This is a genomic window from Aquimarina longa SW024, assembly GCF_001401755.1.
Classification (GTDB): Bacteria; Bacteroidota; Bacteroidia; order Flavobacteriales; family Flavobacteriaceae; genus Aquimarina; species Aquimarina longa.
This window is the reverse complement of the sequence record NZ_AVQK01000015.1, coordinates 68,425-91,779: the sequence shown is the minus strand read 5'-3', so window position 1 is coordinate 91,779 and position 23,355 is coordinate 68,425. Positions and strand designations below refer to the sequence as shown.

General features: G+C 31.1%; 25 protein-coding genes. 6 read left to right on the top strand and 19 right to left on the bottom strand.

The annotated features are described in order from the left end of the window. Positions 1 to 4: 4 nt before the first annotated feature. The 19 genes from N456_RS02930 to N456_RS02840 all read right to left on the bottom strand — a co-directional run bounded on the left by N456_RS02930 (position 5) and on the right by N456_RS02840 (position 16,672). Complete coding sequence (locus tag N456_RS02930) at positions 5 to 436, bottom strand: TerB family tellurite resistance protein (RefSeq protein ID WP_062053731.1); 432 nt, start codon at positions 434 to 436, stop codon at positions 5 to 7. Positions 437 to 753: 317 nt separating this feature from the next. Then, a complete protein-coding gene (locus N456_RS02925; protein WP_062053729.1) occupies positions 754 to 1,884 on the bottom strand; it encodes a type II secretion system F family protein in 1,131 nt (376 codons plus the stop codon). A gap of 3 nt (positions 1,885 to 1,887) precedes the next feature. Then, on the bottom strand, positions 1,888 to 2,352 hold the full coding sequence (locus N456_RS02920; RefSeq protein ID WP_062053727.1) for a prepilin-type N-terminal cleavage/methylation domain-containing protein: 465 nt from the start codon (positions 2,350 to 2,352) through the stop codon (positions 1,888 to 1,890). Further along, the gene (locus tag N456_RS02915) at positions 2,349 to 2,663 is read right to left on the bottom strand and encodes a hypothetical protein (RefSeq protein WP_062053725.1); all 315 of its coding nucleotides are present in this window, start codon (positions 2,661 to 2,663) and stop codon (positions 2,349 to 2,351) included. The genes N456_RS02920 and N456_RS02915 overlap by 4 nt, the downstream gene beginning before the upstream one ends. Beyond that, entirely contained in the window at positions 2,651 to 3,922 is a 1,272-nt protein-coding gene (locus tag N456_RS02910) for a hypothetical protein (RefSeq protein WP_062053723.1), read from the bottom strand. The genes N456_RS02915 and N456_RS02910 overlap by 13 nt, the downstream gene beginning before the upstream one ends. Continuing rightward, on the bottom strand, positions 3,919 to 4,392 hold the full coding sequence (locus tag N456_RS02905) for a hypothetical protein (RefSeq protein ID WP_062053721.1): 474 nt from the start codon (positions 4,390 to 4,392) through the stop codon (positions 3,919 to 3,921). The genes N456_RS02910 and N456_RS02905 overlap by 4 nt, the downstream gene beginning before the upstream one ends. Before the next feature lie 13 nt (positions 4,393 to 4,405). Beyond that, positions 4,406 to 5,335, bottom strand: coding sequence for a fibronectin type III domain-containing protein (locus N456_RS02900; RefSeq protein WP_148639159.1), 930 nt, complete (start codon positions 5,333 to 5,335; stop codon positions 4,406 to 4,408). Positions 5,336 to 5,398: 63 nt separating this feature from the next. Then, the gene (locus tag N456_RS02895) at positions 5,399 to 6,049 is read right to left on the bottom strand and encodes a hypothetical protein (protein WP_062053717.1); all 651 of its coding nucleotides are present in this window, start codon (positions 6,047 to 6,049) and stop codon (positions 5,399 to 5,401) included. Between the two features lie 101 nt (positions 6,050 to 6,150). Then, complete coding sequence (locus N456_RS02890) at positions 6,151 to 6,669, bottom strand: hypothetical protein (protein WP_062053715.1); 519 nt, start codon at positions 6,667 to 6,669, stop codon at positions 6,151 to 6,153. Next, entirely contained in the window at positions 6,653 to 7,864 is a 1,212-nt protein-coding gene (locus N456_RS02885; protein WP_062053713.1) for a hypothetical protein, read from the bottom strand. Before N456_RS02885 ends, N456_RS02890 begins: the two co-directional genes overlap by 17 nt. Beyond that, positions 7,864 to 10,056: a type II secretion system protein GspD gene (locus tag N456_RS02880; protein WP_062053711.1), complete on the bottom strand. Its 2,193-nt coding sequence runs from the start codon at positions 10,054 to 10,056 to the stop codon at positions 7,864 to 7,866. The genes N456_RS02885 and N456_RS02880 overlap by 1 nt, the downstream gene beginning before the upstream one ends. Positions 10,057 to 10,090: 34 nt before the next feature. Beyond that, complete coding sequence (locus N456_RS02875) at positions 10,091 to 11,506, bottom strand: GspE/PulE family protein (protein ID WP_062054017.1); 1,416 nt, start codon at positions 11,504 to 11,506, stop codon at positions 10,091 to 10,093. 5 nt (positions 11,507 to 11,511) lie between these two features. After that, complete coding sequence (locus tag N456_RS02870; RefSeq protein WP_062053709.1) at positions 11,512 to 11,994, bottom strand: hypothetical protein; 483 nt, start codon at positions 11,992 to 11,994, stop codon at positions 11,512 to 11,514. Further along, positions 11,994 to 12,404, bottom strand: coding sequence for a prepilin-type N-terminal cleavage/methylation domain-containing protein (locus N456_RS02865; RefSeq protein ID WP_062053706.1), 411 nt, complete (start codon positions 12,402 to 12,404; stop codon positions 11,994 to 11,996). The genes N456_RS02870 and N456_RS02865 overlap by 1 nt, the downstream gene beginning before the upstream one ends. Before the next feature lie 1,363 nt (positions 12,405 to 13,767). Beyond that, entirely contained in the window at positions 13,768 to 14,466 is a 699-nt protein-coding gene (locus N456_RS02860) for a M50 family metallopeptidase (RefSeq protein ID WP_062053704.1), read from the bottom strand. Further along, positions 14,456 to 14,800 carry a HopJ type III effector protein gene (locus N456_RS02855; RefSeq protein WP_062053702.1) on the bottom strand — a complete coding sequence of 115 codons (345 nt, stop codon included), beginning with the start codon at positions 14,798 to 14,800 and terminating at the stop codon, positions 14,456 to 14,458. Before N456_RS02855 ends, N456_RS02860 begins: the two co-directional genes overlap by 11 nt. Positions 14,801 to 14,803: 3 nt before the next feature. Then, a complete protein-coding gene (gene rsmI / locus N456_RS02850) occupies positions 14,804 to 15,475 on the bottom strand; it encodes a 16S rRNA (cytidine(1402)-2'-O)-methyltransferase (protein ID WP_062053700.1) in 672 nt (223 codons plus the stop codon). Further along, entirely contained in the window at positions 15,475 to 15,819 is a 345-nt protein-coding gene (locus N456_RS02845; RefSeq protein WP_240315468.1) for a DoxX family protein, read from the bottom strand. Before N456_RS02845 ends, rsmI begins: the two co-directional genes overlap by 1 nt. A 100-nt stretch (positions 15,820 to 15,919) precedes the next feature. Then, positions 15,920 to 16,672 carry a hypothetical protein gene (locus tag N456_RS02840; RefSeq protein ID WP_062053695.1) on the bottom strand — a complete coding sequence of 251 codons (753 nt, stop codon included), beginning with the start codon at positions 16,670 to 16,672 and terminating at the stop codon, positions 15,920 to 15,922. A 105-nt stretch (positions 16,673 to 16,777) separates the two neighbouring features. On the opposite strand from N456_RS02840, the gene N456_RS02835 reads away from it, so the two are divergent. The 6 genes from N456_RS02835 (at position 16,778) to N456_RS02810 (ending at position 23,275) form a co-directional block, all read left to right on the top strand. Then, positions 16,778 to 17,425, top strand: a complete 648-nt coding sequence (locus N456_RS02835) for a thymidine kinase (protein WP_062053693.1) — start codon at positions 16,778 to 16,780, stop codon at positions 17,423 to 17,425. Next, positions 17,418 to 18,530 (top strand): alanine racemase, encoded by a 1,113-nt coding sequence (gene alr, locus N456_RS02830; protein WP_062053691.1) that lies wholly within the window; start codon positions 17,418 to 17,420, stop codon positions 18,528 to 18,530. The genes N456_RS02835 and alr overlap by 8 nt, the downstream gene beginning before the upstream one ends. Before the next feature lie 102 nt (positions 18,531 to 18,632). Then, entirely contained in the window at positions 18,633 to 19,052 is a 420-nt protein-coding gene (gene mscL / locus N456_RS02825; protein WP_062053689.1) for a large conductance mechanosensitive channel protein MscL, read from the top strand. 272 nt (positions 19,053 to 19,324) lie between these two features. Continuing rightward, positions 19,325 to 20,317, top strand: coding sequence for an aspartate-semialdehyde dehydrogenase (locus N456_RS02820; RefSeq protein ID WP_062053687.1), 993 nt, complete (start codon positions 19,325 to 19,327; stop codon positions 20,315 to 20,317). Positions 20,318 to 20,536: 219 nt separating this feature from the next. Further along, positions 20,537 to 20,905, top strand: coding sequence for a DoxX family membrane protein (locus N456_RS02815; RefSeq protein WP_062053686.1), 369 nt, complete (start codon positions 20,537 to 20,539; stop codon positions 20,903 to 20,905). Between the two features lie 201 nt (positions 20,906 to 21,106). Continuing rightward, positions 21,107 to 23,275 carry a prolyl oligopeptidase family serine peptidase gene (locus N456_RS02810; protein WP_062053684.1) on the top strand — a complete coding sequence of 723 codons (2,169 nt, stop codon included), beginning with the start codon at positions 21,107 to 21,109 and terminating at the stop codon, positions 23,273 to 23,275. Positions 23,276 to 23,355 lie beyond the last annotated feature (80 nt).

Here is a 23,355-nt window from a genome sequence, read left to right as displayed (position 1 = left end):
ATTATTATCTATTCATATTTTTAATCTCATCTACGAAAGTATCTCCATCTACTCCTTGATCTACAAGTTTTAACGCTTTATCAACAACGTAGGCTGCATTTTCTGATCTAAACCCTAAACCAATACTTAGTTTTTGTAGTAAGCTTACCTGCCCTTCTCCCTTAACATGATCAGCAAATACCATTCTAGCAAGATCATATAATCGCTCAATCCTTCTTTCGTAACTCGTAGGTGGATTAATAGGATGTGTATTATAATCTTTTAAAATTTCTTTATAGTCATTTTCAGAAATATCCAGTCTTCTGGCGAGTCTATCTAAAAAAACCTTCTCATCATCATTAATTACTCCATCACTCATCGCTACTCTTACGATTGCAGCAAAGTGATCTTGGTTTCTTTTCTGAAATCCACTATCAAATAAATCAGATATTGACATCATGTATTTTTTTTAATTTCTCGCAAATATAACTAAACTATAGCCCTTTTAAAATTTAAAATTGTCATTTTTTAATGCAAAATAATTTCTGTTATTTTTTTAAACAATAGCTTTTAGATAGTTATAGTCGTTTTTAATTCTAATTATATATGCCCTTGCCAAGCATAATTTAATCAGAATTACTATCCTAGTTATTCATTAGGAGAATTTAGAGCTATACGTTTTTTATACATCACTATATAATGATGATAGTTCAGGTATGTAGGGTTTTAATCTCTCTTCGAAGGTTTAATCTCTGAGTTTGTTAATTTATGCCCTTACCCTATCACACTACTTAATCTAAACATAGGTAAATACATGGCAATAAGAATTACACCAACAATAATACCTACAAATATAGTTAGTAAAGGATTTAATACATTAGAAATAACCTGAGATTGGTATTTAACTTGCTGATTATATTGTTCATTTAGTTTCTGAAAAATAAACTCTGTTTGATTTGTTTCTTCTGCTACACGTACCATAGCAATCATTTTTTTATCAAAAATTGGGCTTTGTGCAAAAGCAGTACTTAATGAATCTCCTGTAAGCACCATTTTTTTGGTTGTATGCAATCCTTGTTGAAGGGGGTAAAAATTAATCATGTTTTTTACCAGGTCAATACTTTCCACCATAGGAACCTTAGCCGAGGTTAATAAAGAAATAGCTTGAGTAAATTGTGCCATATAAATTCTTTGGAAATAGTTCCCCAAAATTGGTAATTTTAATTGAACGTTTCCTAATATTTTACGATACCACTGTTTTTTAGAAATAAAAATAATTCCAAAAATTATAATTCCAAAGCTGCCAAATAAAAATAGTCCATTGGTACCTATAAAATTAGAAAAATTAATAATTCCCTTGGTTATAGCAGGAAGTTCTACATTATTTTGTTTAAAAATATCCACAAACATTGGTACTACATACCTAAGCATAAAAATGATAACAATCATAGCGGTACACATTACAATAATAGGGTAGGTAAGTGCAGCAACAATTTCTCTTCGCAATTCGTTTTTGCGTTTATAAAATTCACTAAGCTCTAAGGTTATTTTCGCTAGTTCCCCTGTTTGCTCTCCAATCCTTATAGCATAATATTCATAATCGGTAAAATTCTTGTCTTGTTTTAGAATTTCTGAAAAAGGAGTTCCGGAAACTAGTAGAGAAAGCATTGATGTCATCAATTGTTTATCTTTTTCTTTTTTCTGAGTTTCTGATAGTAACTCTAATCCACTTCTAAGATCGATTCCGGATTTTAATAATACACTAAGCTCAGCATACCATTGTTCTTTCTTTTTAGCTGTAAATGAATTACCGAATAAAGTAATTTCTTTAGTTAATAAAGAAGAGATATCATAAGAGGTGTCTTTTTGATTTTTCTTTTTGGCAGTATCTATTTTTATTCCCATATGTTAGAAATGTATAGTAGGGTCATTATATTTAAATACAAAAAGTCGGTGTAACTCTCGGGTGTTATCGAAAGTTAACTTCATAGCATCAATGGCTCCAGAATTTACAGGCGTTCCTTCAAAATAAAACTTTTTTTCTTTTACTGCTACAATATAGCTTTCCATATTTGTTATGATACTATCATTAAAAATCTGATATACTCGTTCTTCTATAGGAGAAGATGCTGTTAATACATTTTTAGAGGGATCCCATTGTATGGATGTAAATCGATTAAAATCAATTGTTAAAGCAGTCTCTAATGATTGTATCTGTTCTCGAGATTCATAGTTTTTACTAATGCTACGCATGTTATTTTGTACTATTCTTAATACAGAAAAGGCTAAACCTACTACTATTGTAGAAATTACAATAACTACCATAAGTTCTGTTAGTGTAAAAGCTTTTATTTTATAATTTCCTTTTTTCATTTTGTAAATAGTAATTTGGTATATGTCTCACTTTTTCTGCTATACGATAAAACCATATGGTTTTTTACAGGAGTGATGATAATTTCCCATCCATCGAAATCTTCTACATATGGGATTTTTATTTTTTCATGTATAGAGAGGTATTCTATTTCTTTTACTCTATTTTCTATAGTACTATGATTTCTTTTTATTTGAGTATTAAAAATAGTATTAAAGCTTAGGCTAGCAATCATAAATACAATGATTATTAATACTGAAGCAGTGAGGACTTCTAGTAAAGTGGCTGCTTGTATTTTTTTTAGTATAACCATTTTGCGATATCGTTTTCTGAATTTACAAAAGGTAATCCGGCATAATCATCAATTGGATTGATCAATATCTTACCATTATATACATGATTAAGATATACAGACCCAGATTGCCTTGCAATACATTGTCTAGCATATAAAGAACCTAATATTGTTCCTTGAAAATCAATATTGCCTTGGCAATATACTTCTCCTACAACTGTAACATTAGGAGCTATAGCAAGATGGGGGTTAATTCTATTTTTTTTGGTTTTATGATCATTAAGATACACTACTGTACCATCGATTACTGTTCCTTCATCAAGTATAAAATCTGGTTTAGTATACCGCACTTGATTGTTATGAGTATTTTCCGAGATAACTTTTTGATCTAAAAGTATAAGAGAAGAAGGATACGATAAATGGCATTTCTTTCCTACTTCAATATTTTTTGTTGCAATTCCTTGAAAACGACCTTTTACATTGTTCTTTATAATAATTTTAGGGGCAATAAGAATAACATCTGTTAATTGAGATGTTGCAGTAACAACAATTTTTGTTTTGGATTGAATGATTATATTTCCTGATATTTTATGGTCTTCTAAAAAAATAGGGGCAAAATCATATATAATTTGGGTAGGGTTCTGAAATGAATTACGAAGTTCTTTTTTTAAATCAATTAATCCTTTTTGATCGATATAAGAACCTTTTACGATAGTATTTAGATATTTAATCCAATTAGAATCTAGCTCAGGTAATGTCGTTTTACTTTTTAATATGCGTCCATAATGTAATGCAGAACCCTGATAATAGTTTCCGGAAATAGTACCAGCTTTAATCCCTTGTTTAGGGAGGTAGCTATTTCCTTCTAATCGAGTATTACCTGCCACTACTATGGGTGAATTAGTATCCTCTATATAAAAATTTGGAGTGTTGTCAGATCTCTTAGATCCTGTATACATCATTTTTATAACTTTTCTATTATGCATACTAACAGATGCATATCGTTTTAACCATGCGCCATGATATTTCAGTATTTGTTTTGTAGTTTTATGATCTACTGTAGTAGTAATCGTGTCTTCTGTTATCGTATTGTTTTCTAATGAGGCAAATAATAGTGTATTAGATTCTTCAAAAGCCTGTAGTATTTCTTTGGACTTAATCCTAAAAAAAGAATGCACATGGGTCAATAATAAAAAAGCACTTAGAATCACTGCGATTAGTACTGAGATCAGTATCGCAAATTGCATAGCCTGTGCTTTTATTTTTGAAAATAATTTCAATCCCCAATCTTAAAATTCTTTACTTTTCCTTTATATCGTACCTTAACAGAATTAGAAGTAGTGCTCAATAGTGTTACATTATCAATTGTTTGTTTTAATTTCATAAATTGATCAGCACCATTGATCTCCATTAGATAAATTGCATTTGTATTACTTTCTCCAGAAACTACACCTTTAAATCTAATAGAGGGCCATACTAAAGGAGACTTTTTAATTTTTGGTTTAGATACAGATTTCTTTTCTTTCTTTTTAGTACGATATGTTTTTCCTAAAAAAGGGTCCCTTTCTATAGTTCCTAAGCTAAACTTATCTCGTTCTTTACCTTTGATAGGAGTTACTAATACTTCTATAGTATTACTAGCAATAGGATCTTCATCAGAGAATGCTCCAATAACTTGAAAAATAATTGCTCCCCATATAAAAACCACTACTGGTAATAAGATGTATATTATTTTTTTGCCTTTTAACATTATAAATCTTTATTTATTGTATAGTTAAACGAGATACTGTACTGGGTTCACTCTGATTACCTGCTTGATCAAATGCTTTTAAGAACCAATAGTATGTGGTACTCGCATCGAGATCAATATCAGAAGGAGAGGTTACCTTATTTTTTATTGCTAATTGTGTTAATTTCTGATCTTTATAGATATAAATACTATCGAACTCTGTTGTCCCTGCTACAGTCTCTCTGGTCCAACTAAAAGTAACTTTGGTCGCTGCTTGTGTAGTTTCATTTGCAGGAGCTGTAGCTACTGGTTGTTTAGGGTTTTTACTATCTATAGTCAATGTTCTTTTGGTATACAAGGTGCTCTGAGTATTATTTTCTGCTCGTACCTGCCATTGTGTTACCCCTTCTGGAAAAGTAATAGATATTGAAGTATCAGCGGTTGTTTTATCGCTTACCACTTCATTGTTTTTGTTTAATAATTGTACTCTATATATTGTGGCGTCGGTTATAGCTTGCCATTGTAGATTTAAAGCGTTTTTATTGACAACCTCATTATCTTGCGGAGCAATTAATACGATCTTACGAGCTGAAAAATCTTCGCTTTCTACTACGGTAAAACTAGCTATAGCATATGGAGTTGCAGAGCCAGAATTCTGAGCTTTAACTCTCCATTGATACGTGTTTTTAGTTAGAGTGATATTAAAATTAGTATTTGTTACAGTAGTATCTACTACAATTTGAGAAGCGCTTTCAAAACTAGGTTGTGCCAATTGAAGGCGATATCCTGTAGCTTGATCTACCGCTTCCCAACTAAAGGTAACTGAAGTTTTTTCTACTGTTGTACCTTCAGCAGGTGCTATAAGTACTGTTTTTTTGTCTTTTAGATCTTCTTCAAAAAGTACTTCTTCACAACTGAATAGTATCAATACGCATACAGGTATATATATAAATAGTTTTTTCATCTGTTTAAACTTTTTATTGCAATCCAAACAATTCATTTTAGTTGTTAGAATTGCATTTAATCATTATAATTTAAAATAATTCATTTTTGCTTTCGCTTTCTCTACATCTCGATAAGTATTTCTTGGGCAAGAAGATTTTTCGTCAATGATATCTGCCAAAACAATTTGTTTTCTATCATTTTCTCCCCAACAGAAAAAAGATAACGTATATGCAAAAATTGTAGTTTCTGAAAAATCAATAGACTTATATGGTTTTCCTTTTTTAATTAGGGATAATTGATACTGCTTATATCCGCTAGTATTTAAAAATAGAGCCTCTGCAACATCTATTTCTTGTATTAATTCTTTTGATAATGCTATAGATACAGAAGTTACAATTGCTGCTTCTTTTTGATTTTTTAGATATGTAATTGCTTGTGCATTGTATTCTTCTTCGAGCTCAGTAATTGTGATAACACGATCTAATAGTTCTAAAGTTATAAACTGAGGTTTCGTTTCTATAGAATCTACGTAATTGATTTTTTGTTCATTACCTTTTGATCTTTTTAAATAGGTTTTAAAAGTATCTTTAGTAAAGTCTACAGTACTACTCCCTACTCTAATAGGATTCTTATATTCTGGTATTGCAGAAACCTGAAATTCTGAGCTATAGATATCTTCTTCTTGTAAACCTACAACTCCTAGTGCTATCAGTGTTTTAGACCCTGTATGCATTGTCTTTTGATTAATCCTAACACTGTGGCAACCTATACAGCAAAGTGTTATTAGTATGATAAAACAGTATATTCTATACTTCATAGTATTATTTTATAGTATTAATTGAGACGTTGTAGCAATATTCTGCATTGCAAATATCTTGTCCCTGTTCTAAAGTTTTTCTTTTTTTCAAAATGTACCTGAGCAATATTTCCAAAACTATAGTGCTGTTCTAAAGCATATAGTATTTCAATTAGTGACTTATAATCGCCTTGTAATATAAAATCATAAGTAATAATATCTTCTTTCGTTATTTCATTACTATAGTTATGAGGTTCTTCAAAAGCAATAATTTTAATATTTGATGTATTGGATAAGGTGTTTAGAGTTTTTAAAAGATTGTGTTGTAAAGAGCTTCCTTCTACATTGTTTTTTGCTAGGATGGCATCTAGCTGTTTTTCTTTTTTTGTCAATGCTGCTAATTGCATAGGTGCTGCCAAATAGGTTTCTTTTTCATGTTCTAATTTGGCTACTTCAGATTGTATTGCAAATGTTTTGGAAAAACCAAAACGATATGCAATAAATAGTATGCATAACAGACCTGCTATCAATACTATGTTTTTAGTCTTCTGTTTCATCCGTTTTTATACTAAGTGTTAATTCGAAATTAGAAGCATTTTTTTTATCTAATCCATATTGTATGATCGTTACAGTATTGACAAAAGGTAATCCTTCGATTGTTCTGAGCCATATTGTAAAATCTGTTTTGTCAGTTGATGTACCTGTAATAGAAATGTGATGTTGTGTCAGCTCTATAGCTTTATCTTTTCTAATAGGTTTTTCTAAAGGTTGATATGCAATTGATGCTAAAATGATAGTAGAAGGTTGCACCTGTGTTATCGTATTAATATAATACGAACTTTTAGAGAATCCCGTAGCTAATATGCTTTGCACTAAAGTGTCTTTGATACTCACCTCAGCTTGTTTTTTGAGAATTTGCTCTTTCTGAGTTGTATATACCTGAAGCTCTTCTTGCAATCCTTGCCATTTTTTATAATTAGCATTGAATACAAAAAAATTGATAAGTAAAGTAATTAGAAGGAATCCAACTCCAATCTGTAATGTGTTTTTAAAAAATTGAGATTCGGTATACTCCTGATATAATTCTTGATTTTTAATTTCTAGATTTCCAGAAATTGTATCCGAATTTAATACTGTGTTTAAAACGACTGCTAATGGTAATGTATGAATGGATAAAAAGGAAAGTCCTTCAATAGTATACTCTTCTTCGATATCTTCTTTTTTGGGTAGTAAAGAAACTACTTCTCCATTATTGAAACTTACTGTAGTAGTATAGCTTTTCAAATTTTCATTATCAGCATATCCTGATAATGCTTCTAGTTTTAATCCTCCTAAGGAAATAGCAACAATTTTGATTGCTTCTTTTTTAAACTGCTCGATACTATTTTCTACATGTTCTTTTCTGCATACAGCAATAAAAGATTTCTCTGATGTACGTAAAATTTGATAGTAAAAATCATTTAAATTTAGATTAGGAAAAGCTTCTCCTACGATCTCTATATCAGTTCCTGTATGCGAGACTTCTTTTGATAATACATTATCATCAGTAATAACCAAACTAGCTTTTTGGTTTTTTATAAGTTCAGATAACTCATCAGCAGAGGCTACAGTAAATGTTTGTGTGTTCTCTAATTCTCCTTTTTTCTGAGCTAACTCTAGACCTATGATAATAGGTGTGTCCTTATTATTAGAATACTCTAGTGCAATCAATTTTTTTCTAAATGGGCTGTATGATGCCAGAAATCCTATCATTAATAAAATACTGTAGGTTTAATAATTACATTTAATTTTTTCTTAGAGTCTTCTCTCTTTCTTTTACTAAATAACCATTTTATAATCGGTATACGAGATAATAAGGGAACTCCTGATCCCGAATCATTTTTTACTTTTTGTTCTATCCCTCCTAGAATTGCTACGTCGTTAGCACGCATTCTCATGATTGATGAGAATCTACGGCTATTAATATCTGGTGGAGCATTTTCTGCAATACGTTTACCACTAAAACTAGACTGAATTACTTGGATATCTAATGTTATCTGACCATCTCCTGATACAAAAGGTTTAAACTCTAATGCTAATTCTGCATCAATCGGGAGATAGTTGACAACCTCGGATGTTTGGGGAATCTGTGATCCAAAAAAGTTTTGATTAGTTACTGCATAATAGGTGGTTTGTCCACTAGATAGGTAGGCTTTATGACCATTTAAAGTACTGAGCTTAGGTGTAGACAATATTTTTACATTTCCATTCGTCTCCATGGCTTTAATATCCATGTAAAAATTAGGGACTACTTTACCTAAGTTTAAAGATCCAAAACCATCAAATCCTCCAATAACTCTATTTATAGTAGAAGCTCCTAACGTAATACTAGTGTTCGGAAAAACTTTTCCTTGGGTTATAACAGGTTTTTCTCCTATCCCAAACTCTACTCCTGCTTCTACTGTAGCAGACCTATTAACCTCTAGAATCATTACTTCTATTAATATTAATGGAACTGGCTTATCGATATATTTGATGAATTTTTTAAATTTTTCGACGCGAGCTCCAGGACCGCTAACCACAAAACTATTGAGTTCTGTATCTATTTTTACATCTAATCCGTCAGTGATAGTTAAAGGAAAAATATCAGAAATAGAACCTACTTGTTGCGACCCTCCGGAAGAGCTAGAGTTTCTAAAAGAAGATCTTCGTTGGTTTCTGTTAGTTCCATTATTTTGATTCAGCCCATTAGTAGAAGAGCCAGAAATATAATTGACTCCTCCTGTTGTAAAATTAGAATTATTAAAACTATTGCTAGAAGAATTGGCATCTCCTAACATGGCTATAGAACGATGCATCATTTGCACCATTTCTATTTTTTTTAAGGCTAGCTGATCTTCTGTTCCATAGTAATATATATTTCCTTCTCTTTTAAAAGTAAAAGATTTAGAACGACCTCCTCCGGTAGCATTCTGTGAAGACTGTTGTCCATTATAATTAGTAGTGTTATTTTGATTTGATGTGCTACTATGATCAGCATTCATCTTACTTTCAAAAATTTTAACTAATAGGGAGTCAAAAGTAATTGATTCTGCTTTTACTGTTACTGTTCCTGCATTTTCTAAAGGGGATGCTGTAAAAATATCTAATTTTAGATCTTCTGACAGGGTATAAATTACATTAGATATTGGAGTATCTCTTAAGTCTACAGATACAATTCTAGCAACCGTATCCAATACTTTATAAGAAAAATTAGAACGACGTGAACGATAATTTACGGACCCATTTCCTGAATTTCCTGATTGTGGTAATGTATTAAATTCATAAAACCCATCTCTTGTTTTATTAAAATCAAGATTATTGGCTTCAGCTAATTTTTTCATTGCTAAATCAAAAGGGACATTACTGATAAAAAGGTTTAGCGTTTTGGAATTTAATTCTGGGGTGAATAGCAAGTTTTTACCAGAGATTTCGGTTATCTTTCTAAACACTTTGGGTAAGGGGTCATTATTTAAATCTGTGGATAGCGTAGTGGCAAGAACATCATATTGCACCATTATTTCTTTTTCTACAGGCGCAATGATAGGAGCAATATATGGCTTTATGGATAGGATATTACCTGTAAATTCGATATCTAATTGATATTCTTTTACTAAAAAAATCAATAAATCCTGGACGCTTACATCATTAAACCCATTAACAATAGTAATGTTATTTAATTCTGCTGCTAGATTGATATTAATTTTATGTACCTGAGATACTGCTTTTAAAAAATTAAGTAATGACGTATTAGAAATATTTACATTTACTTTTTCTACTAGTCCAGGAATGTCTATGTTTAGAAGTTGTAATTTGTTTTCTATGATAGAAATTCTAGTGTTATTTTTGGCTTGATTCTGAAAACCTTCTTGTGTCCAAGCTTGTATCCCAATAGCAAGTACAATAAGTAGTATATATTTTCTCATTTATTTTTGTTTACTTTTTCCATTATTTAATGGATTAATTATCTGATAATAATGCATATACTTCTTCTACAGAAGTTGTTCCATCGATGACCATACGTATAGCATTATGTTGTAATGTTTTTATATTTCTTTTTTCTATATAAGTATCTATTTGCAGTTCATTATGTCGTATTGCTATTTCTAAATCTTTAGTAATTGGTAGTATTTCATAGATTGCTTTACGCCCCATGTACCCTGTGTGATAACATTGGTTACATCCTACCGCAATATAATGGTGGTGTATTTCTTCTGGGATATCAAATCCTTGGGGAAAATCTTTAATCTCAGTATTTTTTTTTGTTTTGCAATGTGTACACAACTTTCTCACTAAGCGTTGCGCAATACTCATTGTTATTGTATTAGCAAGTAAGAATGCAGGGACTTTCATATCGATTAATCTAGAAATTGTTGCCCATGCAGAATTAGTATGTATTGTAGAAAGGACTAGGTGGCCTGTCAATGCTGCTTTAATTGCCATTGCAGCGGTACGATCATCTCTGATCTCTCCTACCATAATAATATCTGGATCTTGTCGTAAAAATGCTCGAAGTGCTGCCGGAAAATCAAATTCAATATCTTCTCTTAGTTGGACTTGGTTAATCCCTTGTAGTGTATATTCTATAGGATCTTCTATCGTAAGAATATTGGTAGTTTCTTTATTTAATTCTTTTAGCGTGGCATATAGTGTAGTTGTTTTGCCCGATCCTGTAGGACCCGAAATTAAAATAATCCCTTGAGGGTTTTTAATAGCCTCTCGATAATTCTCTAGTTCTTCTTTAGTAAAGCCTAAATCATTTAAAGATACTTCTTGTGTATTCCTGTTCAGTAGTCTAAGTACTATTTTTTCACCATATAAAGTAGGCATTGTAGATACTCTAATATCAAACTCTTCTGTTCCTTCTTTAAAAGTTATTCTTCCATCTTGTGCTAATCTTTTTTGAGAAATATCAAGCCCTGATTGTATCTTAATCTGATTGACTAACTGAGGATACTCGGTATTAGAGATTGTATACTGCTCTTTTAACTTACCATCTAATCTAAATCGTACTCTACATAATTTTTCATAAGGTTCCATATGAATATCACTACTTCCATAATCTTTTGCTGTAGTAATCAATTTTTGTAAAAACCGATCTTCGTACTGTAGTTTTTCACTAGAAGAAACTGTTGTTTTTCTATAATTAAAGGTTAGGTATGACTCTATATTTTCTGTAGTTTCAGGAATTATAATAATGGTACACCCTAGAATAATTGCAAGTTCTTTTTGTAAACTATCAGGATCAGTATTGTCTGTTTTTAGTTGTAATGTGTTTTCATTTTTAGACATAGGGACTACTCTATAATGAAATGCCTGATTAGAAGTAATCAGTTGTTTTAATTCTAGAGGAATCTCATATGCTGTTTTACTCATCATATTCATATCAAGTACAGTGTTATAGAATTAGTTGTCCAGTAACATATGAGTGTGATGATTAAAAATATGGACATATATCCTGCCAATGGTATGGTATCGTATTTTGATTCTTTTTTAAGAAATAACCATATCACTAATGAGAAAAGTAAAGAAAATACTAATATAATTATAAATGCTACTGTAGGAAAACCAATAGCGAGTGCTACAAAAAACAATAGGTCTCCGATCCCAAATACTTCTTCAAAAAATGGTCGTTTTAACTTTATTAGTGTATATAAATAAAGGATTCCCATAAGTATAGCAAGGACTCCTATATTGATTAGAATAGTATACAAGAAATTAATACGGACTACATTTTGATAATGTAATATTCCTAATAAACTAATCAAAATAGGGAATATAAACCCATAGACTTCCCTATCTTTAAAATCTTGGTATATAATGACTCCTAGAAAACCTAAAATTGCTATTTTAATGAAAATCATTAGTCTTTTATAATTTGTTTCGGGCTACCATTTTCATCAATCTCCCATACGTTAAACACACCATCTCCATCAAAATCTACGACTGCAGTAGCTCGTGCTTTAAAACTAGATACCGAGGCTTCTAATATCTCATAACTATAATTAGCTGTCCCTCCATTTTTAACCGTTTTTGGGGCTTCAAAATTAAGTGCTGTGAAATCTAAAGAATACTTAGAATTAAGATAACGATACTGAGTTTGCATATTCGTAATCGTTTTAAGCTGTATTTTTGCTTCCTGTGCTTTAGTCTGAGCGATTAATGGTAAAAAATTTGGTAATGCGATTAGGAGTAAGATTCCAATAATTGCTAATACCAAAAGCATTTCTTGAAGGTTAAAAGCTTTTATTTTTATGGATAGGACTTTTTTCATGTATATATTGTTTGACTGATTTTGATTACTAACCAGTATCTTTTATAACTCTTTAACTAGTAAGCTCTTATTTTATAATAAAAAAACAGCATCAAAAATAAGGTTTTTATTAATTATCATTTTTTTCATCATCTTAAATACCTTTCTTTTATAATTTGATTAAGAGATATTCATTGTTTATAAACTTGATAGCTCTATCACATTATACGTTTTATCGAGATACTATTTCTATTTGATAGGGCAATGATAAAACATATGAGTTTCATTTTTCGGAACTGGGAGTTTTTTTTTAAAATTAAATTTTAATAAAGCATAAAGGTTTAGCTCTTTGTTTTAACCAATTTAAAAAGTAGTGCTTGTAAACCTTTATTATTATTGAGTTACAGAGGTTTCTTGATTTTTGGCATGGCAATTGTTTATAAAACAATCAAAGAAATAATAATATGTTAAATAAAATAAAATATGAAAACTTTATACACTTTTTCGTTTACGCTAAATTTTAAACCTTTAATTCACTTTTTAAAAGAACTTCCTGCTTCTTGTAGTTATGCAATCCATAGATAATCATGAGGAGGTATAGGATAACATCAGAAATGAAGTATGAAAAGTAAAAAAAGCGAGGTAATTCTAATCTCGCTTTTATTTTTTGTATCCTACTTGATCATAACAAAAAAAAACAGTCACATTACTATGACTGCTTTAACACTGTTTTTACTCACTTAGAAATTAGTACTACCTAACAATTTAATTGCTAAATATCCTAAAATCAATTAACTGTTCATTTTTATTCTTGACATTGGTAAATATACACTAATCAGTATTATCTTAAATTAATTAGTGGGGTTTTGACATAGATATGTGGTTTAACGACAGAGCCTTGAGTATAAAAGGTATTGTGATTTCATTGATTTATAAAGATAAATTATTACTAATGCTCTGAACTATAATTTTAATGCCACAAAACATACTTTTCTTACAATAAAACAATCTCATTTTTTCACAAACATGACTGACTATTCTACTATTACTATTATCTTAATTTATCATCTTTGGTTATAGTGGAGTAATCTTCCGGCTCTATTTACTAACTCTTTATAGAATGAACAAATTATAACATCCTAAACTTTTCGATCCAGAATTTATATGTGTTTTTATTTGTTCTTATTCAGGTGTTATTTTGGATCAAAACCTCTTGTGATAGACATTGTATTTTTTCCTATAAATGATTTTACATTCTTCTGTAAATATTTTCTGATATTGCCTTTTCAAGTTGTACTTCCTTAATCTACATTCAGCAAGTAAAGTTCTTACACATATAAGTATAGTGCTACCAATAACAATCGTAATAGACACTATCGGATTGTTATTTTTTTAAATAATATCTATAACTCTTATAAAACAGATAAATACTTATCAATATAATTAGGATCGCCCACATCCAATACATACCTATGGTATTTTTTGCAATAGCCTCTGTATCAGAAATCTGAATTACTCCATCTCTTTCAAATTGTTTCGTAAATAAGTAATCTAACTGAAGATATGTACTTAATACAGATTGTAACCCTAGAAATAAAATCGTTATCACTTCTAATTTTCGATTTTTAAACAACGTAATCACTATTAAAATTACTACAAAAGAAAGTAGCACTACTATTCCCCAAAAAGATCGAATCCATAAAACTAATGAAAGCACCATAATTCCAATCAAAATTCTTAAGGCTATTGTAGCACTTTTATCAGATCTTCCACTAATAATCAATAGAGATCCTGTAATAGCTGGTCCTAACAATCCTCCTGCTGCAACTAAAGCGTTTGCAATAGAAACCGATAAATATCCACTACTAATCGTATAGTATGCAACTCCTCCTCCGTTTTCATAAATTTCGAGGTACTTAAAGTCTCCTCCTACAAGTATTGCAGTAAGCCCATGCCCCATCTCATGAAACCAAGTTCCTAATAGAATAAATGGATATTGAATCCATCCAAAATATGGTAATTGCCATAGTGCAAATACAATAGCTGCAATCAAAAAAATAGTATACTTAGATTTATTTCTCAAGCAGTACCTGTTTTTCGAATGAAATACCTTGCCAACCAGTTTTTATAAAATTGCGAATATTTTGATGATCTTCTGCCTCTGGATGTTGCAATACATCTTCTCTATAATATTCTCCAAAACAGTGCAATGTTTCTTCTTCTGTAAATCCCTGAAGTTTAGCAAAATAAAATAGTTTACAAGAACCAGAATTTTGTCCTTCTTCATTATTTTGATTTCCATTGGTAAATGCTGAGGGAGTAAATTCATAATTTGCATCAATACTATTCATCGTATCCTGAAAAGAAACCTCTTCTGGATTAGTTCTTAACTTTTTTAAAAAACTTAATATATTCATCTGTTATTTTTTTCCTGCTACAATAATAACTATTTCTCCTTTTGGCGGTTTATTTTCAAAATGTTGTGTCACTTCTTCTGCAGTACCTCGTATCGTTTCTTCATATAGCTTACTCAATTCTCTTGATACTGAGACGTGTCGTTCTGCTCCAAAATATGCTACAAAATTACCTAGAGTTTTCACTAATTTATGAGGAGACTCATAAAAAATCATCGTTCTAGATTCTTCTGCTAAAATTTTCAATCTCGTTTGTCTTCCTTTCTTTACAGGTAAAAAACCTTCAAAAACAAACTTATCATTAGGTAATCCACTATTAACTAATGCTGGTACAAAGGCTGTTGCGCCAGGAAGGCATTCTACAATAATTTTTTGTTCTACACATGCTCTAGTAAGTAAAAATCCTGGGTCACTTATTGCCGGAGTACCTGCGTCACTGATCATAGCAATAGTTTCTCCTCCTCTTAGTTTTTGAATAACACGATCAATCATCTTATGTTCATTATGCATATGATGGCTTTGCATAGGTGTTGTAATCTCAAAATGCTTTAATAATTTACCACTAGTTCGGGTATCTTCTGCTAATATCAAATCTGCTACTTTAAGAACTTTTATTGCTCTAAAAGTCATATCTTCAAGATTACCTATGGGTGTGGGTACGATATATAATTTTGACATTAAGGTCTTATTTTTTTACCAATACTATAAGAAATAATAAGAAGTAAGATCGCATATACTGACATCCCTATAGGGTGTCCTGCATAATAATGAGCTAAACTTGCCAATACTAAATCAAAGAAAAAGCCCGCATATGCCCATTCTTTAAGCCATGATATTTTATTCGTAAGAATAGCGAGTATTCCTAATATTTTAACCACAGCTAGCGGAATTACAATATAGGATGGATAATTAAAACTTTCAAAAAAGCTTTTTACCATGTCTGTATTAAAAAAATACATCTGAGCAGAGTACAACATAATAGCACATAAGGCTATTGTTGCAATCCAATATATAATTTTCATAATTACTATTGTTTAATTCTTCATTAAAGAGTTTAATTTCCCAAGTTTTACTTCTAAATCGTAACGTTTTTTTTTAAGAAATATACTTTATGGATATGAATTAAAATTTACTTAAAATAATATTCATAAAACGTTCTTCATACTCCTCTTTACCTTGCCAATTATTGTAATCTGGTTTTATCATCGTGGTAATAAAATCTTCTGCTTCTTTTGTACTTCTTAATGTGCTCAATTGGGAAAGTACTCGATTATAATCAGGGCTACTACCATCAAAAAGGTATTTAACAAAAGCCAACCGGTCATTTAGTCCTATATGAATATCTTTTCTTAATTGATCATTAAGAGATGCTGGTCGATCATCATTAGTTTCTGTGTACTGTGTCGAAGATACATGTTCTTTATCATTCTCTTCATATGATGATTGAGTTGGTGTTATGGGGTCTAAGGAAGAAATTTCTTCTACAACAGGTTTATCTGCTCGAATAAAAAGATCTTCGGTAACACGTGCATTGATTTCTTCAATAATAATTTCGGGCTTACGTTCTACATCAGGTATAGGTATTTCTATCTGCTGTTGCTTACTTACTGGTGTATCAACTGGCTCTGGTATAGGATCAATAACTACCTCTGTCTCTTGCTGTATGTCCTCTACTGAATCAGTATCTAAAGCTTCTCTAATCTGACCAATCGTAGGTTGTGGTCCTGCAAAATGAGACTCCGAAAAACTAAGAATAGTTAACTTTTCATAAAGCTGTCGGGCTTCCTCTTGTAATTGAGTTACCGTAGATTTGCTTTTGAGTTGTAATATTCTATGGGCAATACTTATAAGTTCTGCCTCTAACTTCTTCTTCATAACTTTCTTATTCGTTTACAATACTGCTTTCTGTTTTTTAATAAATTTACCTCACCTTTAGAGTAAGGAGAAGGGATTTCTTTAATTGATGCTGAAAAATACAAAATGTTTCTCGAAAATACAGTAAATCATAAAGAGCAATTTGGATGGATAGAAGTAATCTGTGGTTCTATGTTTTCGGGTAAAACCGAAGAATTGATTCGCAGATTGAAACGCGCCCAATTTGCTAAACAAAATGTTGAAATTTTTAAACCCGCAATAGATGTTCGCTATAATGATGAGATGGTAGTATCTCATGACGCTAATGAAATTCGTTCTACGCCTGTGCCTGCTGCTGCTAATATACGTATCCTAGCTGATACCTGCGATGTTGTTGGTATTGATGAGGCTCAATTTTTTGATGATGAGATCGTAGCAGTATGTAATGATCTTGCTAATAAAGGCATTCGTGTTATTGTAGCTGGACTAGATATGGATTTTAAAGGAAACCCCTTTGGACCTATGCCAGCATTAATGGCTACTGCAGAATATGTCACCAAAGTACATGCTGTTTGCACCCGAACTGGTAACCTTGCACAGTTTAGCTATAGAAAATCTACTAAGGATGACTTGGTTCTATTAGGAGAAACCGATGAATATGAGCCTTTAAGTAGAGCCGCTTACTATAAAGCTAGGTTAAAAGAAAAAATAAAAAAAATAGAGGTTAAAGACCCTAAAGAAGTATCCAAAAAAGATAAAAAATCTAATGAGTAATATAAAAGAAACTGTTCTAGAAATTAATCTTGCTCATCTTACTCATAATTATAAGTATCTAAAGAGTAAACTTTATCCAAATGTTAAAATATTAGCCGTAGTAAAAGCGTCTGGTTATGGTAGTGATGCTTCAATAATTGCAAAACACCTCGAAAAAATAGGAGCTGATTATTTTGCAGTTGCCTATGTTTCAGAAGGAATAGCACTCCGTGAATCAGGGATAAAAACTCCTATTCTTGTATTACATCCACAACCTGTAAATTTTCAGAAATTAATTGAATATCAATTAGAACCTAACTTATATAATATTAGAGTTCTTAAAATGTTTATTGCAACAGCTATTACTTTACATCAAAAGGAATATCCCATTCATATAAAATTTAATACTGGATTAAATAGGCTCGGTTTTTCAGAAAATGATATTGACCAAATCATAAAAAATCTCAATGAGGCAGAAACAATTAAAGTAATTTCTCTTTTTTCTCATTTGGCAGCTAGTGAGGATGTTTCAGAAAAAGAGTTTACTATAAAACAAATTAGTTCTTTTAAAAAAATAACTCAAAAAATGATTGATAAGCTAGGATACACCCCTATACTTCATCAATCTAACACTTCTGGAATTCTTAATTATCCCAAAGCACATTTTGATATGGTGCGTGCCGGAATAGGTTTGTATGGCTATGGTAATGATGCCAAGTATGATACTAAATTAAAGCCTGTTGCAGGATTAAAATCCATCATTTCTCAAATTCATAGCCTACATATAGGAGAATCATTAGGGTATAATAGAGCATTTATTGCTTCAGAACTTACTAAAACAGCTACAATACCTATTGGACATGCAGATGGGATTGGTAGACAATATGGTAATAAAAAAGGGTTTGTAACTGTTAATAATAAAAGGGCTTATATTATCGGTAATGTATGTATGGATATGATTATGATAGATATTACAGATATTGACTGTAAAGAAGGTGATGAGGTTATTATTTTTGATATAAACTCTAGCGCTGCACTAATTGCCGAAAACTCTGGAACAATTTCTTATGAACTGCTCACAGCAATATCCCCAAGAGTAAAACGCGTTGTTATCGATGATAATTGATCCTTGTCGAAAAACCACCCTTATTTAAAGGTAGTCACTTCAAATAATTCTTTAATTTTTTGTTAAATTCGTATATTACTAACTATCTAAATATAATTAATTATGGGGTTTTTTAAAGATTTCAAATCTTTCCTATTAAAAGGAGACATTGTTTCACTAGCTACTGCTGTTGTAATCGGAGGAGCTTTTAACAAAATTGTTGGCTCTGCTGTTGCAGATATTATAATGCCCATTGTTGGAGTTATAACAGGTGGAACAGATTTTACTCAAAAATTTATTGCTCTTGATGGTGGTGAGTATGCTACTCTTGCAGCTGCAAAAGAAGCTGGAGCTGCTGTAATGACTTATGGTAATCTAATACAAGCTGTAATTAATTTTATAATTGTAGGGCTATTTATTTTTATAGTACTTAAAGCCTATGAAAAATCTAAGAAAAAAGAAGCTGCTGCTGCACCTGCACCTGCCGGACCAACTCAAGAAGAATTACTAGCAGAAATAAGAGATTTACTTAAAAATAAATAATCTCCTACTGATGAATTATCTATAGCTACCGCTATACTACATATTCTAATCTTAAACCGCTCTAAAGGGCGGTTATTTTTTTACAAATTGTTGCATATATAACAAATAATAATAATTTTAATATTTTTTATAGAAACACTTGTCATCTAGAAAATAATCCCCAAATTTGTGTACCTATAAGATAAAACAATCTAGTATAGGTTTATAAAAAATGAATTAATCATACACCATAAAAGTACATTTAACTATTAAAAACAATAAATTATAAACTAATGAAAGTAGCTGTCGTAGGTGCTACCGGTCTGGTAGGAACCGTTATGTTAAAAGTATTAGAGGAAAGAAATTTTCCGGTAACAGAATTAATTCCTGTAGCATCAGAACGATCTATTGGCAAACAAATTTCTTATAAAGACAAGACATTTTCTGTAGTGGGTCTTGCTACTGCTATAGAAATGAAACCTGACGTAGCATTATTTTCTGCTGGGGGTAGTACCTCTTTAGAATGGGCTCCAAAATTTGCAGAAGCAGGAATTACTGTAATTGATAATTCATCTGCATGGAGAATGGATCCTACAAAAAAATTAGTTGTTCCAGAAATCAATGCCAAAGATTTAACAGCAAATGATAAAATCATTGCTAACCCTAACTGTTCTACTATACAATTAGTAATGGCTTTAGGTCCATTACACAATAAATATAAAATAAAACGTGCCATAATTTCTACATATCAGTCTATTACAGGTACAGGAGTAAAAGCAGTACAACAATTAGAAAATGAATATGCTGGAGAAAAAGGGGAAATGGCATATCCATACCCTATCCATCGAAATGCAATACCGCACTGTGATGTTTTTCAGGAAAACGGATATACTAAAGAAGAAATGAAATTGGTTAATGAAACTCAAAAAATTCTTGATGATCGTACTGTTGCTGTTACAGCTACAGCTATTCGTATCCCTGTAGTAGGAGGACATAGTGAAAGTGTAAATCTAGAATTTGATCAAGAGTTTAATGAAAATGATATACGACAATTACTAAATGAAACTTCGGGTGTTACAGTACAAGATAATCCTGATACCAATACTTATCCAATGCCTATCTATGCCGAAGGTAAAAATGATGTTTTTGTAGGTAGAATCAGAAGAGATCACTCCAGAGAGAATGCTGTAAATATGTGGATTGTAGCAGATAATCTACGTAAAGGAGCTGCTACAAATGCAGTTCAGATTGGAGAATACCTAGTAGAACACAAGCTTATAGGATAAACATATAGCGCTTTATTAATCTCTCTCACTGAGGTATAAATTCCTCGAGGCATGCCTCGTGGCAAGTTCACGAGGTTATTGATTTTCTTAAAAACCCTTGTTATTTTAATGATAACAAGGGTTTTTTGGCTATAAAATTAGCATCAAAACAATATTTAAGTTACAGAATGTAAGGTTTTTAAAACTATTCCCTCTATTATAGTATTCAATAAAAAAGTTATGAATACATTAATTTTAGTCTTAAGAATCCTATTAGGAGCGATACTAATCATTTTTGGAAGTAATAAATTTTTAGAATTTATACCTGCTCTAAAGTTTGCTAACCCAGATGCAACCGTATTTTTTAGCACTTTAGCAGATAGTTATGTTCTAAAAACTGTAGGAATTATTGAAATAATTGTTGGGTTTTTATTAATTTTTAATAAGGCTATTCCCTTTGCTTTAGTAATACTAGCTCCTATTTCAGTAAACATTGTATTATTTCATCTTACATTAGATATAGCCAATATTGGTCCTGCTACATTTGTATTTCTAGTAAATGCATTTTTGATATTTAAACGTTGGAACAATTATAAAATCCTTTTCTAACATCAAAATTTTTCGTTTCTTACAAAAAATTCTGACTGCTCCTACATAGTATTCCTACATGTTCATGTTACTAAACCCCAAAGTAACATAGTTTATTTTCCTGATGAATAAATGTGTAGAGCAGTCTTTTTTTATATTTTATTTAGCATTTATCGCAACTTCTTTTGATAGATTTGTGAAGTATATTAATAATTCAATATTATGAAAAAGGTATTCTTTGTACTATCCATTATTTTAACAGTAATGGCATGCAAAAATCAGACTAAAGAAGAAACCACTAAAACTACAATTGCATTGAACTATCCTGAAACTAAAACAGTAGATACAGTAGATACTTATTTTGAAACTAAAGTTAAAGATCCGTATCGTTGGTTAGAGGATGACAGAAGTAAAGAAACCGAAAACTGGGTTACTGCTCAAAACGAAACTACTTTTGGTTATTTAGAAAAAATCCCTTTTAGAGAAGATCTTAAAAAACGCTTATCGGATCTATGGAATTATGAAAAAGTAGGTTCTCCATTTAAAGAAGGAGACTATACCTATTTTTATAAAAATAACGGTCTTCAAAATCAATACGTTATTTATCGTTTTAAAAATGAGGGGGATCAGGCAGAAGTTTTTCTAGACCCCAATACTTTTAGTAAGGATGGTACAACATCATTAGGACAAGTTAGTTTTTCTAAAAACGGAAAACTTGTTGCCTATTCTATTTCTGAAGGAGGTAGTGATTGGCGCAAAGTAATTATTAAAAATGCTGAAACCAAAGAAGTAATAGAAGATACTATTATTGATGTTAAGTTTTCTGGATTATCATGGAAAAATAATGAAGGGTTTTATTACTCTAGCTACGATAAACCAGAAGGAAGTGAACTTTCAGCAAAAACAGATCAACACAAAGTATACTATCATAAGTTAGGAACTTCACAAAAAGAAGATGCTTTAATTTTTGGAGGGACTCCTGAAGAAAAACATAGATATGTAGGTGCTACTGTAACCAAAGATGGTCGATACCTTACTATATCTGCTAGTGTTTCGACCTCAGGAAATAAATTATTTATTAAAGATCTTAAGAATCCAAATAGTAAACTAGTTACTATTTTGGGTACTACAGATAGTGATACTTATGTTATAGAAAACACAGGATCTACATTATATTTGGTTACAAATTTAAATGCACCTAATCAAAAAGTTGTTACTGTAGATGCTTCTAATCCAACACCAGAAAACTGGAAAGATTTTATTTCAGAAACAGAAAATGTATTAAGCACAAGTACAGGAGGTGGATACTTTTTTGCTAGGTATATGGTTGATGCAGTATCTAAAGTACTACAATATGATTATAGTGGTAAGTTAATTCGTGAGGTAGCTCTTCCTGGAATAGGAAGCGCTAATGGGTTTGGTGCTAAAAAAGAAGAAAAAGAACTATATTATTCGTTTACCAATTATAAAACACCTACTAGTATTTACAAGTATAATATTGCTGAAGGTACCTCAGAACTATATCGAAAGCCAAAAATTGATTTTAATTCCGAGAATTACGAGAGCAAGCAAGTTTTTTATACTTCTAAAGATGGTACAAAAGTACCTATGATTATTACCTATAAAAAAGGTATTGAACTTAATGGTAAAAACCCCACTATTCTATATGGTTATGGAGGGTTCAATATTAGTTTAACACCCATATTTAGTATTGCCAATGCAGTATGGATGGAACAAGGTGGTGTGTACGCTGTGCCAAATCTAAGAGGTGGTGGTGAATATGGTAAAAAATGGCATGTAGCAGGTACTAAAATGCAAAAGCAAAATGTATTTGATGATTTTATAGCCGCTGCAGAGTATTTAATCCAAAATAAGTATACTTCTAGTGATTATCTTGCTATTCGTGGAGGGTCTAATGGAGGGTTACTTGTTGGTGCTACGATGACGCAACGACCAGACCTTATGAAGGTAGCTTTACCCGCCGTTGGAGTTTTAGATATGTTACGTTATCATACTTTTACTTCTGGAGCAGGATGGGCGTATGATTACGGTACATCAGAAGAAAGCAAGGAAATGTTTGAATATATAAAAGGATACTCTCCCGTTCATAATGTAAAAGAAGGAGTACAATATCCTGCTACAATGGTTACTACAGGAGATCATGATGATCGAGTGGTACCTGCACATTCTTTTAAATTTGCAGCTGAGCTACAAGCAAAACAATCAGGTAATAACCCTACATTAATACGAATTGAAACGAATGCTGGACATGGAGCAGGAACACCTGTAAGTAAAACCATTGAGCAATATGCTGATATTTTTGGTTTTACACTCTATAATATGGGGTATGAAGTATTACCAGAAAAAATTATTAATGAAATAAAAGGATAAATATTATTCTCTTAAATAAAAATAAAAAATCCGTTTTCTGAAAAGAAGCGGATTTTTTTAGTAAAGTTCAATATCTTTGG

Excerpts from the sequence above, each read along its gene's own strand:
- N456_RS02930 (WP_062053731.1), bottom strand. The coding sequence starts at position 436 with ATGTCAATATCTGATTTATTTGATAGTGGATTTCAGAAAAGAAACCAA.
- N456_RS02925 (WP_062053729.1), bottom strand. The coding sequence starts at position 1,884 with ATGGGAATAAAAATAGATACTGCCAAAAAGAAAAATCAAAAAGACACC.
- N456_RS02920 (WP_062053727.1), bottom strand. The coding sequence starts at position 2,352 with ATGAAAAAAGGAAATTATAAAATAAAAGCTTTTACACTAACAGAACTT.
- N456_RS02915 (WP_062053725.1), bottom strand. The coding sequence starts at position 2,663 with ATGGTTATACTAAAAAAAATACAAGCAGCCACTTTACTAGAAGTCCTC.
- N456_RS02905 (WP_062053721.1), bottom strand. The coding sequence starts at position 4,392 with ATGTTAAAAGGCAAAAAAATAATATACATCTTATTACCAGTAGTGGTT.
- N456_RS02900 (WP_148639159.1), bottom strand. The coding sequence starts at position 5,335 with ATGAAAAAACTATTTATATATATACCTGTATGCGTATTGATACTATTC.
- N456_RS02895 (WP_062053717.1), bottom strand. The coding sequence starts at position 6,049 with ATGCATACAGGGTCTAAAACACTGATAGCACTAGGAGTTGTAGGTTTA.
- N456_RS02890 (WP_062053715.1), bottom strand. The coding sequence starts at position 6,669 with ATGAAACAGAAGACTAAAAACATAGTATTGATAGCAGGTCTGTTATGC.
- N456_RS02885 (WP_062053713.1), bottom strand. The coding sequence starts at position 7,864 with ATGATAGGATTTCTGGCATCATACAGCCCATTTAGAAAAAAATTGATT.
- N456_RS02880 (WP_062053711.1), bottom strand. The coding sequence starts at position 10,056 with ATGAGAAAATATATACTACTTATTGTACTTGCTATTGGGATACAAGCT.
- N456_RS02875 (WP_062054017.1), bottom strand. The coding sequence starts at position 11,506 with ATGAGTAAAACAGCATATGAGATTCCTCTAGAATTAAAACAACTGATT.
- N456_RS02870 (WP_062053709.1), bottom strand. The coding sequence starts at position 11,994 with ATGATTTTCATTAAAATAGCAATTTTAGGTTTTCTAGGAGTCATTATA.
- N456_RS02865 (WP_062053706.1), bottom strand. The coding sequence starts at position 12,404 with ATGAAAAAAGTCCTATCCATAAAAATAAAAGCTTTTAACCTTCAAGAA.
- N456_RS02855 (WP_062053702.1), bottom strand. The coding sequence starts at position 14,800 with ATGAATATATTAAGTTTTTTAAAAAAGTTAAGAACTAATCCAGAAGAG.
- rsmI (WP_062053700.1), bottom strand. The coding sequence starts at position 15,475 with ATGTCAAAATTATATATCGTACCCACACCCATAGGTAATCTTGAAGAT.
- N456_RS02845 (WP_240315468.1), bottom strand. The coding sequence starts at position 15,819 with ATGAAAATTATATATTGGATTGCAACAATAGCCTTATGTGCTATTATG.
- N456_RS02840 (WP_062053695.1), bottom strand. The coding sequence starts at position 16,672 with ATGAAGAAGAAGTTAGAGGCAGAACTTATAAGTATTGCCCATAGAATA.
- N456_RS02835 (WP_062053693.1), top strand. The coding sequence starts at position 16,778 with ATGTTTCTCGAAAATACAGTAAATCATAAAGAGCAATTTGGATGGATA.
- alr (WP_062053691.1), top strand. The coding sequence starts at position 17,418 with ATGAGTAATATAAAAGAAACTGTTCTAGAAATTAATCTTGCTCATCTT.
- mscL (WP_062053689.1), top strand. The coding sequence starts at position 18,633 with ATGGGGTTTTTTAAAGATTTCAAATCTTTCCTATTAAAAGGAGACATT.
- N456_RS02820 (WP_062053687.1), top strand. The coding sequence starts at position 19,325 with ATGAAAGTAGCTGTCGTAGGTGCTACCGGTCTGGTAGGAACCGTTATG.
- N456_RS02815 (WP_062053686.1), top strand. The coding sequence starts at position 20,537 with ATGAATACATTAATTTTAGTCTTAAGAATCCTATTAGGAGCGATACTA.
- N456_RS02810 (WP_062053684.1), top strand. The coding sequence starts at position 21,107 with ATGAAAAAGGTATTCTTTGTACTATCCATTATTTTAACAGTAATGGCA.